This is a genomic window from Paenibacillus sp. GL_099_B, assembly GCF_057835695.1.
The window spans coordinates 654800-669381 of sequence record NZ_CM174430.1; the positions used below are offsets into that span (position 1 = coordinate 654800).

At 45.6% G+C, this 14582-nt stretch carries 10 protein-coding genes; 9 read left to right on the forward strand and 1 reads right to left on the reverse strand.

The genetic code is table 11. The features are described 5' to 3' along the window. The first annotated feature begins 27 nt into the window (after positions 1–27). The 8 genes from AC3ITG_RS03130 to AC3ITG_RS03165 all read left to right on the forward strand — a co-directional run bounded on the left by AC3ITG_RS03130 (position 28) and on the right by AC3ITG_RS03165 (position 11999). Entirely contained in the window at positions 28–945 is a 918-nt protein-coding gene (locus AC3ITG_RS03130; protein ID WP_053779685.1) for an ABC transporter permease, read from the forward strand. 12 nt (positions 946–957) lie between these two features. Continuing rightward, positions 958–1854, forward strand: a complete 897-nt coding sequence (locus tag AC3ITG_RS03135; RefSeq protein WP_053779684.1) for a carbohydrate ABC transporter permease — start codon at positions 958–960, stop codon at positions 1852–1854. A gap of 80 nt (positions 1855–1934) precedes the next feature. Further along, the gene (locus AC3ITG_RS03140) at positions 1935–3590 is read left to right on the forward strand and encodes an extracellular solute-binding protein (RefSeq protein WP_489252766.1); all 1656 of its coding nucleotides are present in this window, start codon (positions 1935–1937) and stop codon (positions 3588–3590) included. Between the two features lie 178 nt (positions 3591–3768). Beyond that, on the forward strand, positions 3769–5784 hold the full coding sequence (locus AC3ITG_RS03145; protein ID WP_489252767.1) for a glutaminase family protein: 2016 nt from the start codon (positions 3769–3771) through the stop codon (positions 5782–5784). A 15-nt stretch (positions 5785–5799) separates the two neighbouring features. Then, positions 5800–6444, forward strand: coding sequence for a hypothetical protein (locus tag AC3ITG_RS03150; RefSeq protein ID WP_489252768.1), 645 nt, complete (start codon positions 5800–5802; stop codon positions 6442–6444). Next, a complete protein-coding gene (locus AC3ITG_RS03155; RefSeq protein ID WP_489252769.1) occupies positions 6372–9011 on the forward strand; it encodes a glycosyl hydrolase in 2640 nt (879 codons plus the stop codon). The genes AC3ITG_RS03150 and AC3ITG_RS03155 overlap by 73 nt, the downstream gene beginning before the upstream one ends. Positions 9012–9406: 395 nt before the next feature. After that, positions 9407–11443 carry a GxGYxYP domain-containing protein gene (locus tag AC3ITG_RS03160; RefSeq protein ID WP_489252770.1) on the forward strand — a complete coding sequence of 679 codons (2037 nt, stop codon included), beginning with the start codon at positions 9407–9409 and terminating at the stop codon, positions 11441–11443. Between the two features lie 199 nt (positions 11444–11642). Beyond that, positions 11643–11999, forward strand: coding sequence for a FlxA-like family protein (locus AC3ITG_RS03165; protein WP_489252771.1), 357 nt, complete (start codon positions 11643–11645; stop codon positions 11997–11999). Positions 12000–12154: 155 nt separating this feature from the next. On the opposite strand, the gene AC3ITG_RS03170 is transcribed toward AC3ITG_RS03165, so the two are convergent. Beyond that, entirely contained in the window at positions 12155–13510 is a 1356-nt protein-coding gene (locus AC3ITG_RS03170) for an MATE family efflux transporter (protein WP_489252772.1), read from the reverse strand. 167 nt (positions 13511–13677) lie between these two features. Here AC3ITG_RS03170 and AC3ITG_RS03175 point away from each other — a divergent pair, with 167 nt between their 5' ends. Further along, positions 13678–14412: a class I SAM-dependent methyltransferase gene (locus AC3ITG_RS03175; RefSeq protein WP_489252773.1), complete on the forward strand. Its 735-nt coding sequence runs from the start codon at positions 13678–13680 to the stop codon at positions 14410–14412. Positions 14413–14582 lie beyond the last annotated feature (170 nt).

Genomic DNA, 14582 nt, shown 5'->3' on the forward strand with positions numbered 1-14582 from the left:
TCCACTAGGGAAAGGAGCGTTGGGAATGTGAATAAGTCTAACAATCTGTTAATGAAGCGAATCTGGAAGCATAAGATCTTTTACTTGTTCATGCTGCCTGGAATCATCTGGTTTTTCTTGTTCTCCTATGTGCCCTTATATGGAATTCAAGTTGCCTTCAGGGATTACACCTTCGTTGGCGGTTTCAGTGGAAGTCCATGGGCGGGCTTCAAGTACTTTGAACAATTCTTTAACTATTATCAATCCGGTGATATCATCCGCAACACGGTGATCATCAGTCTCATGAAACTGCTTATCGGCTTTCCGATGCCGATCATTCTTGCCATTCTTTTAAACGAGATACGGATGATCAGGTTCAAGAAAACCGTTCAGACTCTTTCTTATTTACCTTATTTTGTATCCTGGATCGTGGTTGTCACCCTGATGCAGAGATTGCTTACTCCATATGGCGGGCCAGTCAATGATTTGCTGGGATCGTTTGGAACCGATCCGATCCAATTCCTGTACAATCCCACCTGGTTCTATCAGATGATTCTCGGATCGGACATCTGGAAAAACATCGGTTGGAATTCGATCATCTTTATGGCCGCCATTGCAGGAATTGATCAGCAGCAATATGAAGCTGCCAAGATCGATGGCGCAGGACGCTTTCAACAGATGTGGCACGTGACACTTCCAGGTATCCGTAATGTGGCCATTATATTATTTATTCTCGCCGTGGGTAATTTGATGAGCGCCGGTTATGAGCAGCTTCTTCTCCTGAACGGACCTGGGACTGCCAGCATGGGCAGCGTACTGGATGTGCATGCCATTAACTCTGGTATCCGGGAAGGGCGCCTGAGTTACGCCGCAGCTGTTGGATTATTCCAAAGCGTTATTGGTCTTATCCTGGTTCTGACGGTCAATCGGATTGCCCGCAAAGTCAGTGATGTATCCCTGTTCTAAGGAGGTGACGTTATGACACGTAAATGGTCTTTATTCTCAGTAGTCAACTATACCTTGCTTGCTCTGGTTGGTTTCTCCATGATCTACCCGTTTATTTACATTTTGGCTTATTCATTGAATGACGGTAAGGATTCGATGCAGGGCGCGATCTATTTTCTTCCTCGAAAATTTACGCTTGAGAACTATGCTCAAGTATTCGATAACGCCCGCATCTGGAAGGCGTACCAAATTACAATCATGCGCACCGTGCTGGGTACGTTCCTCCATGTTGTCCTGTGTACGCTCATGGCCTATGCGCTTTCCAAAAAAACATTGCCCGGCCGATCGTTCTTCACCTTTTACATCTTCTTGCCTACGATTTTCAGTGCCGGGTTCATCCCGTTCTTCATTACGCTTCAGAAACTGCATTTGATCAATAGCTTCTGGGTATACGTCTTGCCGCTGTTATTTAATTTCATGCATATCATCATTATCCGAACCTTTCTGCAAGGCATTCCGGAAGAGCTGGAGGAATCTGCTCACATTGACGGGTATGGGGATTTCCAAATATTTGTTCGGATCATCCTGCCTCTTTCGGGACCGGTACTGGCAACCATCTCCCTCTTTATTGGGGTAGCCCATTGGAATGACTGGTTCTCAGGGGCTTACTATGTATCCAACAAAGATCTGATCCCGGTGCAAACCCTCTTGCAGGAGATGCTGACGGAAGCAGAGTCGTTATCCAATTCGATGCAACGCGCAGCCCAACAGGGCGGGCAGACGGTTGGTGGTGCAGGAGGTGCAGGTGCGACACCTGAATCCCTTCGTATGGCTTTGCTTGTCATCACGGTTTTCCCGATCTTGTGCATCTATCCGTTCATGCAACGGTATTTCGTAAAGGGAGTGATGATCGGTTCGGTGAAAGGTTAGGTTATCCTGACCCGGAATTTGCTTGGCTTTACCAAGCTTGACCAAGATCATTCATATTCATATTTCAGGAGGCGATTGGTTTGAACAAGATTTGGTCAAAAGGCGTATCCGTATTACTCGTGTCCATCTTGGTTGGAGGATTGTTGAGCGGCTGTACGGATTCATCAGGGAACGGTGATGGTGGAGAAGCAGCCGATGGTTCATACAAACTCAAAATACTACACAATTGGAACGGATCAGGGGGATCGGATAATGGCATGACGCCTGTGGAAGAAGTCATCAAGGAGAAGACTGGCGTTACCCTCCAGTGGGAATATACAAAAGGCAGTGAGACTGAGAAAGTAAACCAGATTTTTGCCACGCAGGATTTGCCGGATATCTATACTGGACCTGCATGGGGAGGCGAGTTGGACGGCATTATCAAGGCTGCCAAAGAAGGACAGTTGTTGGATATTTCCGACAAATTGGGGGATTATCCAAACCTTGCGAAATCCATTGCCGAAGAAAATGTACCCCCAGCTCTATACGAGAAAGCAATTGATGCATATGACGGCAAAAAATATCTACTCCTACAAAATCAGCCTGCCAAGAACGAAGACGGCATGGACTGGCTTTACGGCTTCTATGTCCGTAAAGACATCGCTGAGAAGGTCGGTGTGGACCCTCAGTCTGTCGTGACGAAGGAGGATTTCTATAACTTCCTCAAAACAATCAAAGATGCCAATCTGCAGGAGAACGGTCAGCCGGTCTTCCCGCTGGGTGGCTTCAGTAACGGCTGGTCCGTGGGCATTGGGAATACCATGTTCTATTCGGGTGCTGGATATGTCGACAAAGGAGACGGAACAGTAGAGCATCACTTTTTCACCAAAGGCTATGAAGAGTACACACTATTCTATCGGAAGCTAGTTGAAGAAGGGCTGATGGACCCTGAAGCATTTACCCAGACAGACCCAATCGCTAAAGAGAAAATCAATCAGGGCCGCATCGCTATCCTTGCTGCACATTATCCGGCCATTCTGGATGCTTCCAAAGAATATGTCACTTCGCATCCCGGAAGCGATTACATTCCTATTGGCCCATTGAAGTGGGCAGATGTTGACCCGAACCGCCCCGCGGATCTAGGCATTCAAGGCAACAACGTAACAGCCATCACCAAAGACTGCAAGGGCGCATGTGTAGATGCGGCGCTAAAGTTCCTGGATTATATGGCTTCCGATGAAGGCTTCATGCTGGCGAGATACGGAGTTCAGGGCGTTCATTGGGATATGAAAGATGGTAAACCTGTCGCTAATCAAGAGTGGTTTGATAAGTTTACGGCAGATCAATCGGGAAAAGTTCGCAAGAACGAAGGCATTAGCATCGGCCTGGAATCGATTACGGGGCTTGATCGCATCAATTCCGCTGCTGGCGGAGATATCTGGGCCGATCAGGAACGTCTCGATGCCATGGAGCAAGCCCGCAAAATCCTGCGACCTAACGGCATTCAGGTGATTACAGCCTATAACCCGGGCGATGTGATTACCAAAGCGCCCGAATGGGAAATGCTGAAACCTTCGATGGACCGGATCAATGATGCCTGGAAGGAAGCAATCTTTGCGAAATCAGATGAAGCGGCGATGGGCATTATCAATGACCTTCGCGAGCAGCTCCGAAAGACCGGATATGATCAAGCCATACAGTTCACGAACGAAAATCTGAAAGGCAAAGACGTGGTAACCGTTCAGATGCCGAACTGATGACTTCCATAATTAAGGGAGCCCGGTAACACGAAAGGCTTCGCAGCATCTTGGTAAACGAGGGAGCGAAGTCTTTCGTTGTTTTGCTTGAGCGTGAGGATATCCACTCTTTATGAAAAATACATCCGTGGTATTCGTTATTCTTGATATTGACTTTACTTTAAGGAGTTGTATTCATATGACGACAAATTTCAGACCTCCATCTGTACCTCTTGTAACCGTAGATCCTTATTTTAGTGTATGGTCCGCTGCAGACCATCTGTATGAAGATCATACCCGACATTGGACGAACAAAACGAATGGCATGGTTGGGCTTGCGATCATTGATGGTAAGGCCAGACGATTTATGGGGAAAGTGGCATTGCGGGATCAGTCTGAATTTCAGGAGCCGGAGGCACTCGTTCAAACCGATCTGACGGTGGAGCCAGTAACGACTCGATACACCTTTCAGGGGGAAGGGATTGAACTTCAGGTCCAGTTCAACACGCCTTTATTGTTGGATGATCTGGATCTGTTATCCCGACCTGTGACGTATGTGACTTTTCAAGCAAAATCTATCGATGGGAAATCCCATCAAGTCAAGATTTACTTCGATGTCACAGGCGAATGGTGTGTACATACAACGGATCAGCAAGTGACCTGGGAACGCCACGTGATCGAGGGACAACTCAATGCAATGTCCATGGGTACAGTCGAACAGCCCGTATTGCAGCTTGCTGGTGATGATACACGAATTGATTGGGGATATATGGTTCTGGCTGTTCCTCAGACCCCTCGTATCCAGACGGTGATACATTCCGTGACGAGTCGAGAGCAGTATGTACGAACCAGTCAATTGCCGACAGAGGATGATCAGCACCAGCCGAGAGCTGTTTCCGATAACATGACGGTCATGGCAACAGAGATCGATCTGGGTGTAATACAGGAAGAACCGTTATCGCAGTACCTGATGCTTGCGTATGACGACGTTCGTGCGATTGAATACTTTCATAAACCTCTGAATGCTTATTGGAAAAGAAATGGATTGACGTTTCATGAAATGCTGCTGATGGCAGCTGATCAATATGAAGAGATCCAGCAACGATGCGACAGCTTTAATCGTGAGCTCTTGGCAGAGAGCCAAGCAGCAGGCGGTGAGAAGTACCGGGATATTCTGGCTCTTACGTACAGACAGGCGATTGCCGCGCATAAATTGGTTGCCGATGAAGCGGGAGATGTTTTATTTTTCTCCAAAGAGAACTTCAGTAATGGATGTATCGCTACAGTGGATGTCAGTTACCCGTCGATTCCATTGTTCCTGAGATATAACCCGGAACTGATCAAGGGCATGATGCGTCCGATTTATAAGTATGCCATGAGCCGTGATTGGACATTTGATTTTGCGCCTCACGACGTAGGAACTTATCCGAAAGCCAACGGTCAGGTATATGGTGAAAACAAGTTGGAAGACCAGATGCCGATTGAGGAATGCGGAAATATGCTCTTGATGGCTGCTGCGGTGAGCAAGTATGAGGGGGATATCGATTTTGCCCGTGAACACTGGGGACCTCTTACGAAATGGGCGGGGTATCTGCTTCAGAATGGACTCGACCCTGAAAACCAGCTGTGCACCGATGACTTCGCCGGACATTTGGCACACAATACAAATCTATCTATTAAGGCTATATTAGGCATTGCTGCTTATTCGTACATGTGTGACAAGCTCGGTTTGCAGGAAGGAGCCGCTTACCTTGAAGCCGCTCGGAAAATGGCGCATGAATGGATGACCATGGCAGATGCCGGGGATCACTATAAGCTGACTTTTGACAGTCCAGCCGATTCATGGAGCATGAAATACAATCTGGTGTGGGACCATCTGCTCGACTTACACCTGTTCCCAAAAGAAGTCGCTGCTAAAGAGCTTGAATACTACATGCATAAACAAAATCGCTATGGCCTGCCGCTGGATAGCCGTGAAACGTATACCAAATCGGATTGGCTGGTATGGTGTGCCTCCATGAGTTCAACACAAGCACAGTTCGAGTCATTGATCTCACCTCTATGGGATTTCATGAATGAAACCTCGGCTCGTGTTCCGGTAACGGATTGGTATGACACCATCACCACAAAGCAGATGAATTTCCAGAATCGTTCCGTTGTCGGGGGCTTCTTCATTCAATTACTCATGCAAGATTCTACAGGCAAACTCGTGTGAAGGCAGGTGATGAATGTGAATAACATTATCGAGGAAGTTTGTACGGACCTAATACAGCTAAAGCAGCAATTCGAAAACCCGGATGCAACGTATCGCCCACAGCCTTTTTGGTTTCTGAATCATGAACTTGAGAAGCCGGAACTCCAGAGCCAGATTCAATCGATGTTTGAAGCGGGAGTCGGTGGGGTTGTCCTGCATGCGCGTCATGGTATGCAAACCCCATACCTGTCGCCAGAATTTATGGAAGTGTTGGAGTTCTGTACAACAGAGTGCGAGAAACGCAATATGGTCGTCTGGCTGTACGATGAGGATAATTGGCCGAGCGGAACTCTAGGCGGTAAGCTAACACGTGAGCATCCAGAATATCGCATGCGTTACTTAAGAATGGAGGAAAAAAGATATTCGCGAGGTCCTAAGCAGGAAGGATTGAAGCTGGACTTTGCCTCTTATGATCACAATGAGCTTATCGCCATTCTGGCTTATCGTTCCGTCCACCATGATGGGGAGTGGCTGCTCTATGATGAACCGGAAGATATCACCATTTATGGGGGCAGGATTGGAAGTCGGATACGGAGGATACTTATATCGTGCTGGCCTGTTGGTCCTGTGAAATCGCTGAAGGAATCACGTTTGCCAAAGGGTACTATCTCGATACGTTGAATCCGGAAGCCGTTCAGACCTTCATTCAAATGTCTTATGAACCGTTTCTGCCATTGCAGAAATATTTCGGCTCCACAATTCAAGGGGTATTTACCGACGAGCCAGGGCTCATGATTCATGATGGTTTCTCCGGGGTGGAAGCGATCCGAACGGTTGTTGATGATGTGGGTGCTACATTGCCGGGCATGGTCTTCGCATGGACACATGGGATGGCAAAGCGGTATCAACATGAGAATGGGTATGATCTTATCTCGCGGTTGGGCGCATTGTTATATAACATGGCAGATGGCAGCCGGTCAACGAAACAGCAATATTATGATACGATTACGCGCTGGTATGTTGAGGGCTATCATGCTGCGATTCGTACATGGTGTGAGCGGCATGGACTGCTGTATATCGGTCATACGCTGGAGGAGCCAGTCTGGGGACAGGCTAGGTCTCAAGGCAATCAGACCCGGGTATTGCAGCAGTTCCACTACGCAGGGGTGGATTATCTGACTCCCGGAATCGGTTCAAAGGAGAATCCGCATCGCATCGTGTCCGTTAAGACAGCGGCTTCTGTAGCACAGCTGGATAGGAAGAAACGAGTGATATGTGAATCTTTTGGCGCAAGCGGTCACGGCTATTCCATGCGTCAGAGGCGACTCGATGCCAATTTCATGGCATTCTTAGGTGTGAATCTGTTTATTCCGCATGCGTTTTATTATTCGTTTGCCGGGTATCGTAAGACCGATTTCCCTCCGACGGAATTCAAACATGCACCGCATTGGCCGCATTATAGAGCTTTTGCCGATTATATTGGCCGATTGAGTCTGCTAGGTGCAAGCGGTATACGAACGCCAGAGGTACTCCTGTTATCGCCTATTCATACAGTGTACCAAAATATGTTCGCATCCGGTGAATCGAATATGCATCCTTCTTCAGATGTACTGTTCTCGCTCCTGTCGGATCGTATGCTGCGCGGGTCCGTCGACTATGACTATGTAGATGAATGTCAGCTTCGTGATGCCACCCTCGTGGATGGAGAAGGGTATCGATTTGGCGGGAATGAGAATGTATATTCGATTTTGATTATGCCAGAGATTGAGGTCATGTCTAAGGACATCGCTGCACAACTCGTTTCCTTTGTGAAGCAAGGAGGCACTCTAATTGCAGTAGGAACGACTCCACAGCATAGTGAGGCCCTTCGGCAAGATCCAGAGTTGCTGAAGTATATGAGTGAGTTATTCAGTTCCGATCGTCGGCATGGGAAATTACATGCTGTTGGCAAGGGATACAGCATGTTCTATTCCATGAACGACTCTGCTCATGAAGGGGATCAGGCTGGGGATCGATTGGAAGCATTTTGTGCTCTATTATGTGATTTGTTAAGAGAACCACGAGCTATTCCCTATAAACTGATAAAAGGGCAGTCTGAAGATCTGATTAGGGTGGAACGCAAGATCGGGGATCATGTGTATGTGTGGTTTATGAATTGGTCGGATCAGCCAGTGACCATTAAGCTTGATCCAAGAGAAAATAAGGATTACTTGGAAGAATGGGACTTGGAGAGCGGGGGAGTACGTCGGTTAGACTGTGAAGTGGTTCTTTCATTTGTGCCGGGAGAGCTGCGAGTACTATCGGTAAGACCTCATGAGCGTCCGTCCTTTCCGCAAGAACAAATGAACAATGGAGAGCGAACTTCTACGGATGTGGTAGTTCTTGATGAGAAGTGGCAGTTCAAAACTGCCGACCCCAACGTTCTTCTGCTAGATCAATGGCATGTAACGTTGAATGACCGACAGTCCAGGATGAACGCCACGATGCCTGGACAAGTGAATACGTATCGCACTACGTTTATGATGACGCAAGAATTGATCGAGATTGTACAATCACAGAGCGATTCGGGTCATTCCGATGAGTCAGGAAAAGAACAATCGGCCAAGATTGAGTTGATTCTAGACGATGTAGAGCAGAAGATTCCATCTCATATCGGCTTTCTGTCACGTAGAAGGAATCTTGAAATCTTCGTCAATGGTATACGCCAGGAAGCATTGAAACCATCTTCTTGGCAGGACGCTTATTACGACAGTGTAGATATCACACCACATTTGTTGGTTGGCGAGAATGAGCTGGAGATTCTGACGGTTTCTTTACTGGAACCGATGCCGGCTATTTCATTCCCAGCATTTCTGATTGGTCCATTCGCAATAGAAGATCATACTACGTTAACTTCCGATGTGGAACATGTGGTTGGATGTTGGGGTTCTGCTGGCTATCCTTATTATTCGGGCACAGGATTTTACTCACAACATGTGGACCTGACTGATGTCAGCTTAACTGCAAATGATGAATTATGGTTGGTAGCTGAAGATATAAGGGAGACGGCATGTTTGTATGTGAATGATATTGAAGCAGGCATCCGTTTATGGCCGCCTTACCAATGGAACATAACGCCATATGTACAAGAAAGAAATAATAAAATTAACATTCATGCAGCAAACACACTGGAGAATTTATATGGAAAATCAGCACTTCCTTCAGGGATGAATGGACAGGTGAGGTTGGTGCGGCGAGCGCTAGGATAGGGACTATATTTCAATTTTTATGATAAGAATGACTGGTCTTTAAAAGGTCCGGTCATTCTTTATTTGTTTATAACTATATCGCCTCATAATATATATTTAATATAGTTATTCAGGATATAAATGAACCGATTCAAAAAGGGCGTGTTTAAGCTATAAAATGTAATAATACGACATCATACAATTGAGGGAGTTAATTAATTTGTTGTTAAATGTCGAATTTAAGGAACATTTGTCAAAGGTATTGAAAGTTATATATTATATATTTAATATATAAATGAAATGACTTATTCGCCGAGGAGGGAGTGTATAAGAAGAGGACGCTGTTTGTTCCATTACTGCACATGGCACCACATGACTTCACATTTCACATCACATTAAAAGGAGAAATGAAAATTATGATTCGTAAGTTAGCGGTTTTGTGTATTACCCTTGTCTGCACAACAGTGTTCTCGGTTAGCGCATTTGCTGCTTCTAATGATTCAAAGCATGTGGATTCTTTGAAATGGCCTAAAAATCAAGCGCTTCCAAACTTCGGTAAAGTCGAACACCTGGATGTTGCCAATGTATATGAGGCACAGGGGGATATCAAATTGCTTTTGACAACTCTTTCAGGAGTTGTGAATCGGGAAAAGCCACGAATTTATGTGCTACAGAATAAAGTTGACCCATGGCTTAAGGACTTAAAGGTTCCATATAAGCAATATGACAACGCTATGGATGTTTTCAAGAAATATGCAAAAGAGATTAAAGGCATTATTGTATATGATCCAAATTTACCGGACTCCATTAATGTGGCAACTACACTTGCTGGACTAAAAGATGCCGTTGTCGCGAGTCCAGAACTTGCACAACAATTAACTGCTGCACCGTATAACCTGTCGGTACTTGAAGACTTACAAGGCAAATTCAAGAATCGTATGGACGCATACAATTGGCAATATGAGAATCTTTGGAGCCAAACGACTCAAAGAATGTTGGTCGGATTGAGTCCGGACACATCCATCCCGATCCCGCCAGGAAATTTTGATTCGTTCCAAACGATTGCTGTCGAGAAGGAACAAGTACGTGATGGAAATAATCGGAAAACATTTGAATATGATTTGTCTTCCTATTTGGGAAAAGAGGCTGTCTATCTCCGCTTCGAAGATGCTTTTCCTCAGGATGGCTGGGGGCCAGCCGTTCATCAAGTGACAGTGAAGGCAGATGGACAGGTCATCTCAGATTTTAAAACGGGTACCTCCGAGGAAGAAACGTTTCTCTATGACCGACATAACTCCAAATTTTTACCTGGAAGCGATCACCGCTTCGTAGATCACGGCAATTACTTTGTATACGAATTTAAACCTGCAGCCAATACGAAGCAATTAACAGTATCGATTGAAATGTGGAACCAATACAAAGTATCTGCGGGCAATATTAAACCACTCTCATCTGAAGAGAAGGAACCTTATGGTTTTCTACGTGATTATGCCGTAGCAAACAAAGCAATGGTCTTCTGGCTGTCAACAAGTGTACCTGAGGAAAAGGCGCTTTTCGAGAAGATTCTGTCCGACGTAAAGCCGGGGACACCTTATATGGGATGGTTCGACAATGATTTCGAAGGGGAGGTCGCTGGCCTCGAACTAACGTCTCGTCATAGTGTCTATGTTATACCTTCTGACTGGTTTCATAACATGACCGTATTTTCAGGAACAAAAGTAAAACAAGAACCGACACCTAAACGAGTTGATCCTAAGCTTGAGAATAAAATTTACGTGACCTATACCTTTGGCGAAGGCGACAATTTGCAATACGACCTGAATCACATGCGTAACTTATGGGATGATCCCGCTCGGGGCAAAGTACCCATTAACTGGACTTCAAGTCCGCTGCTGTATGATGCAGCTCCTGCCGTTCTAAATTATTACCGCTCAACTGCAACAAAAAATGACCTGCTTGTCGCAGGACCATCTGGAGCGAGTTACTTCAATCCGCATGTCTGGCCGAAGGAGACATTTCCGGAATACCTGAAACAATCTTATTCGTATCTTAAGAAAACCGACATGTCGTACCCTTATGTGCTGAATCGGGAACTTGGAAAAGACATTCCGCTCAGCGAGTCGACGGCAGCTGCGTATGAGAAAAATTATAAACTCAAAGGTCTTTTCTTGGCAGGGGAAGATAAAGAGGATATTAAAATCATGAATGGGAGCCTTCCAGTATCTATGATGCGAGGCACCTCAACGGTTCAAGACGGTAAAAATGTATTGACTGATGCAAAGAAAGACTGGGATGGCAAATCTCCAAAGTTTATTTCGATTGGGATCAACGCATGGAGTATGACACCATCAGATGTGTTGGCGATCACGGAATCTCTTGGAGCAGAATTCCAGGTTGTGAAGGCGGATGAATATTTCTCACTCGTCCGAGAAGCCCATGGATTGTCCAAATAAGGTTGAGAAGTTAGGAATCTTTCAATCACAAGTAATGTGAAAAGAAGCATGAAGGCGAGCCGAGAGCTCGTCTTTTTTGCACTGTGCTTGGAGCACTCTGGACTTTAGAGCCACAATTTCAGCTACCTTTCAGTTGAATTTAACGTTCCTTCCATCTGGATGGGATATAGTGGAACCAAGAAAGAGGAGGAGATCAACAATGAATATTTCTTCAGCAGCAAGTTCCACGACATCCTACATATCCACGTCTTCATCCAGTTCGAACAGCACAAGTGAGTTGGAGAAACAAAAGACGAAGCTTGAGGCCGAATTGGAGAAAGTACAATCCAGCAAGGACGATGAGAAAACCAAGGAGACCAAAACGAAGCAGCTGCAGCAGCAAATCAAGCAAATCGAAGCTCAAATCTCGCAGCAAAGCTCCCAGAGCAGCGGGACAACCGCAACTAAAGAAGCACCGCCGGCCAACCCACCAACCAATGGCATGCAAGCAGCGTCCCCGCAAGAAATTGCAAATGCAACGACGGACAGCAATGGCCGTTTTGATATACGGATATAAGAGGCAATACAGAACTAAATACAGAACTAAATATAAAACTGAATATAAAATATATTAAACCAACGAGCTAATCGATAAGTTATAGCTGATTAGCTCAACCAAAAGACCTGCCTGATCTCTATAGATCAAGCAGGTCTTTTGGTTGTTCAGATGCTTTAATCAATCGTTAAACCGTTTATCCGTTCAGAGATGGCTCTTTTTTTATAATACATGCCGATAGTCACCAGAACCACCATCTCAGATAGCGGAACGGCAAGCCATACGCCAGTGACACCGAAGAATGAAGGGAGGATCGCAATCAAAGCAACCATAATAATCATCTCGCGTGCAGCTGTAATCCAGATGGCCATTTTGGCATTTCCGACAGATTGGAAGTATGTGCTCATAACAAAGTTAATACCCATGAACAAGTATGCAAAAGTAAATATTCGCAAACCGTACACGGCGTTATCCGTCACGCTGGCACTGAAGTTCCCGAAGATTTGCACAAAATAAGGTGCTCCCAGTTGTACAACGAGTAACAGAAGGACCCCGCATGCCAGGGCTGTTCTGGAGGCCAAGCGAATGGTCTGTTTTTCCCGATCCATCTGTTTGGCTCCGTGATAATAACTGACCAAAGGTTGGGCAGCGGAGGCCAGACCGAGAAATGCCAGCAGTACAACGCCATGAATATAGTTCAAGACTGTAAAAGATGCTACGCCATCCGTGCCCGCAATCTGGTCCAGTGAGATGTTGTGGGAGATGGAGAAGACGGACATGCCTAGTTCAGCCAGGAAGCTGGGAAAACCAATGAGTACAATGGAAGCCAGCAGTTTGGTATTCCATTTGAATCGGGTGAATTTGAGATTATTATTTTTTTTGAAAAAGTGAGTCAGCAACACAAGAAGCGCCAGAGATGCCGATACAATTGTACCAATTGCGACGCCACGTACGCCCCATTCCAGCACGTATAACGTTATATAGTTGAGTACAATATTGGCTACCGCAAACGTAATCTGAGCATACATGGATGTATTGGGATTTCCGTCGTTACGAACAAAAATAGTGAGTGCATTCTCAATGGTGAAGACAAAACCGAACAACAACATAATATTCATATAGTCCGCGGCAAACGGGAAAGTTTCGGTATTGGCACCAAGGGCGAAGACAAGCTTATCTTTAAATGTATAGGCAGTGTATCCGATGACCATCGTAATCAGCAAAATGATCGTAATGGATTTAGTGAAAATTTGCTTCGCTGTCGTGGGGTCCTTCTTACCCATATAGGTTGAATACAAGGTTGCCCCGCCCATTCCAATCCATAGTGACATAGCTACAAAAAGCGTATAGACAGGAGAAGCAATCCCGATTCCCGCCAGCGCTGTAGAACCCAGTTTGTGTCCAACCATAATGCCATCGATAATAAAGTTGAAAGCGATAACCAGCATCCCTAATATGGAAGGCACGAGGTAGCTTACAAATGCTTTACCTACAGATTGCCTTTCTAATGGATGCGTCCAATTTGTGTTCATGATGACCTCCGTTAGTATACTGAATGTTCATTCTATATTATATTATACTGAACGTTCGTTCTGTATAATAACATGCCGAGAATTTGGTTGGCAACTTTTCCAAAAGATGATCGTTTATATGATAGAGTTAATGGAGCATCTTTGATGATACGGGAGGGAATCTCTTTATGAAGCAAAACAAATACGATGAAGCCGAGTTTTTCGGCAATTACAGTCAGATGGCCCGATCAACCCAAGGGCTGGAGGCTGCTGGCGAGTGGCATGAACTGCAAACGATGCTGCCTGAATTAAAGGGCAAGAACGTACTGGATTTGGGGTGCGGCTTTGGTTGGCACTGTCGATATGCACGTGAGCAACAGGCTAGTTCTGTGGTTGGCGTGGATTTGTCTGAAAATATGTTGCAACGTGCACGCGAGATGACGGATGATCCTCATATCGAGTACCAGCGTATGGCGATTGAGGATATTAATTTTGTACCCGGACAATTTGATGTAGTAATTAGCTCCCTGGCTTTGCATTATATCGAGCGTCTGGATCAGGTATACGCCAAAATCAATGCATGTCTTGTCCAAGGAGGTACGTTTGTCTTGTCTGCGGAACATCCCATCTTCACGGCACGGGCGGAGCAGGACTGGCATTATGGAGCTCAGGGTGAAATACTGCATTGGCCTGTGGATCATTATCAAGAGGAAGGGCAGCGGGTAGCGAACTTTCTGAACCAGGACGTGGTGAAATATCATCGGACGATGGCGACTCATCTGAATGAATTGATTCAAGCTGGTTTTGTCATTCAACAGGTAGCCGAGTCCAAACCATCCCCTGAGATGATGGAGCAGGTTCCAGGTATGCGAGACGAGAATCGTCGACCGATGTTTCTGATGATTGCTGCGGTTAAGGCTTGAGCAGCAGCTTTTGGCATCAAAATGAAGTTTATAGGTTTTATACTAGATATACCAGCGCGTTCAGTACATCTGGACCTTGCTGGTTTATTTTATTTTGCAGGATAGGGAGAAGAAATAAACCGTTTGGGAACTAAACCCGATTGGATGCAGTCTTATTAAGTGAGGTGAAC

Excerpts from the sequence above, each read along its gene's own strand:
- AC3ITG_RS03135 (WP_053779684.1), top strand. The coding sequence starts at position 958 with ATGACACGTAAATGGTCTTTATTCTCAGTAGTCAACTATACCTTGCTT.
- AC3ITG_RS03145 (WP_489252767.1), top strand. The coding sequence starts at position 3,769 with ATGACGACAAATTTCAGACCTCCATCTGTACCTCTTGTAACCGTAGAT.
- AC3ITG_RS03160 (WP_489252770.1), top strand. The coding sequence starts at position 9,407 with ATGATTCGTAAGTTAGCGGTTTTGTGTATTACCCTTGTCTGCACAACA.
- AC3ITG_RS03165 (WP_489252771.1), top strand. The coding sequence starts at position 11,643 with ATGAATATTTCTTCAGCAGCAAGTTCCACGACATCCTACATATCCACG.
- AC3ITG_RS03170 (WP_489252772.1), bottom strand. The coding sequence starts at position 13,510 with ATGAACACAAATTGGACGCATCCATTAGAAAGGCAATCTGTAGGTAAA.
- AC3ITG_RS03175 (WP_489252773.1), top strand. The coding sequence starts at position 13,678 with ATGAAGCAAAACAAATACGATGAAGCCGAGTTTTTCGGCAATTACAGT.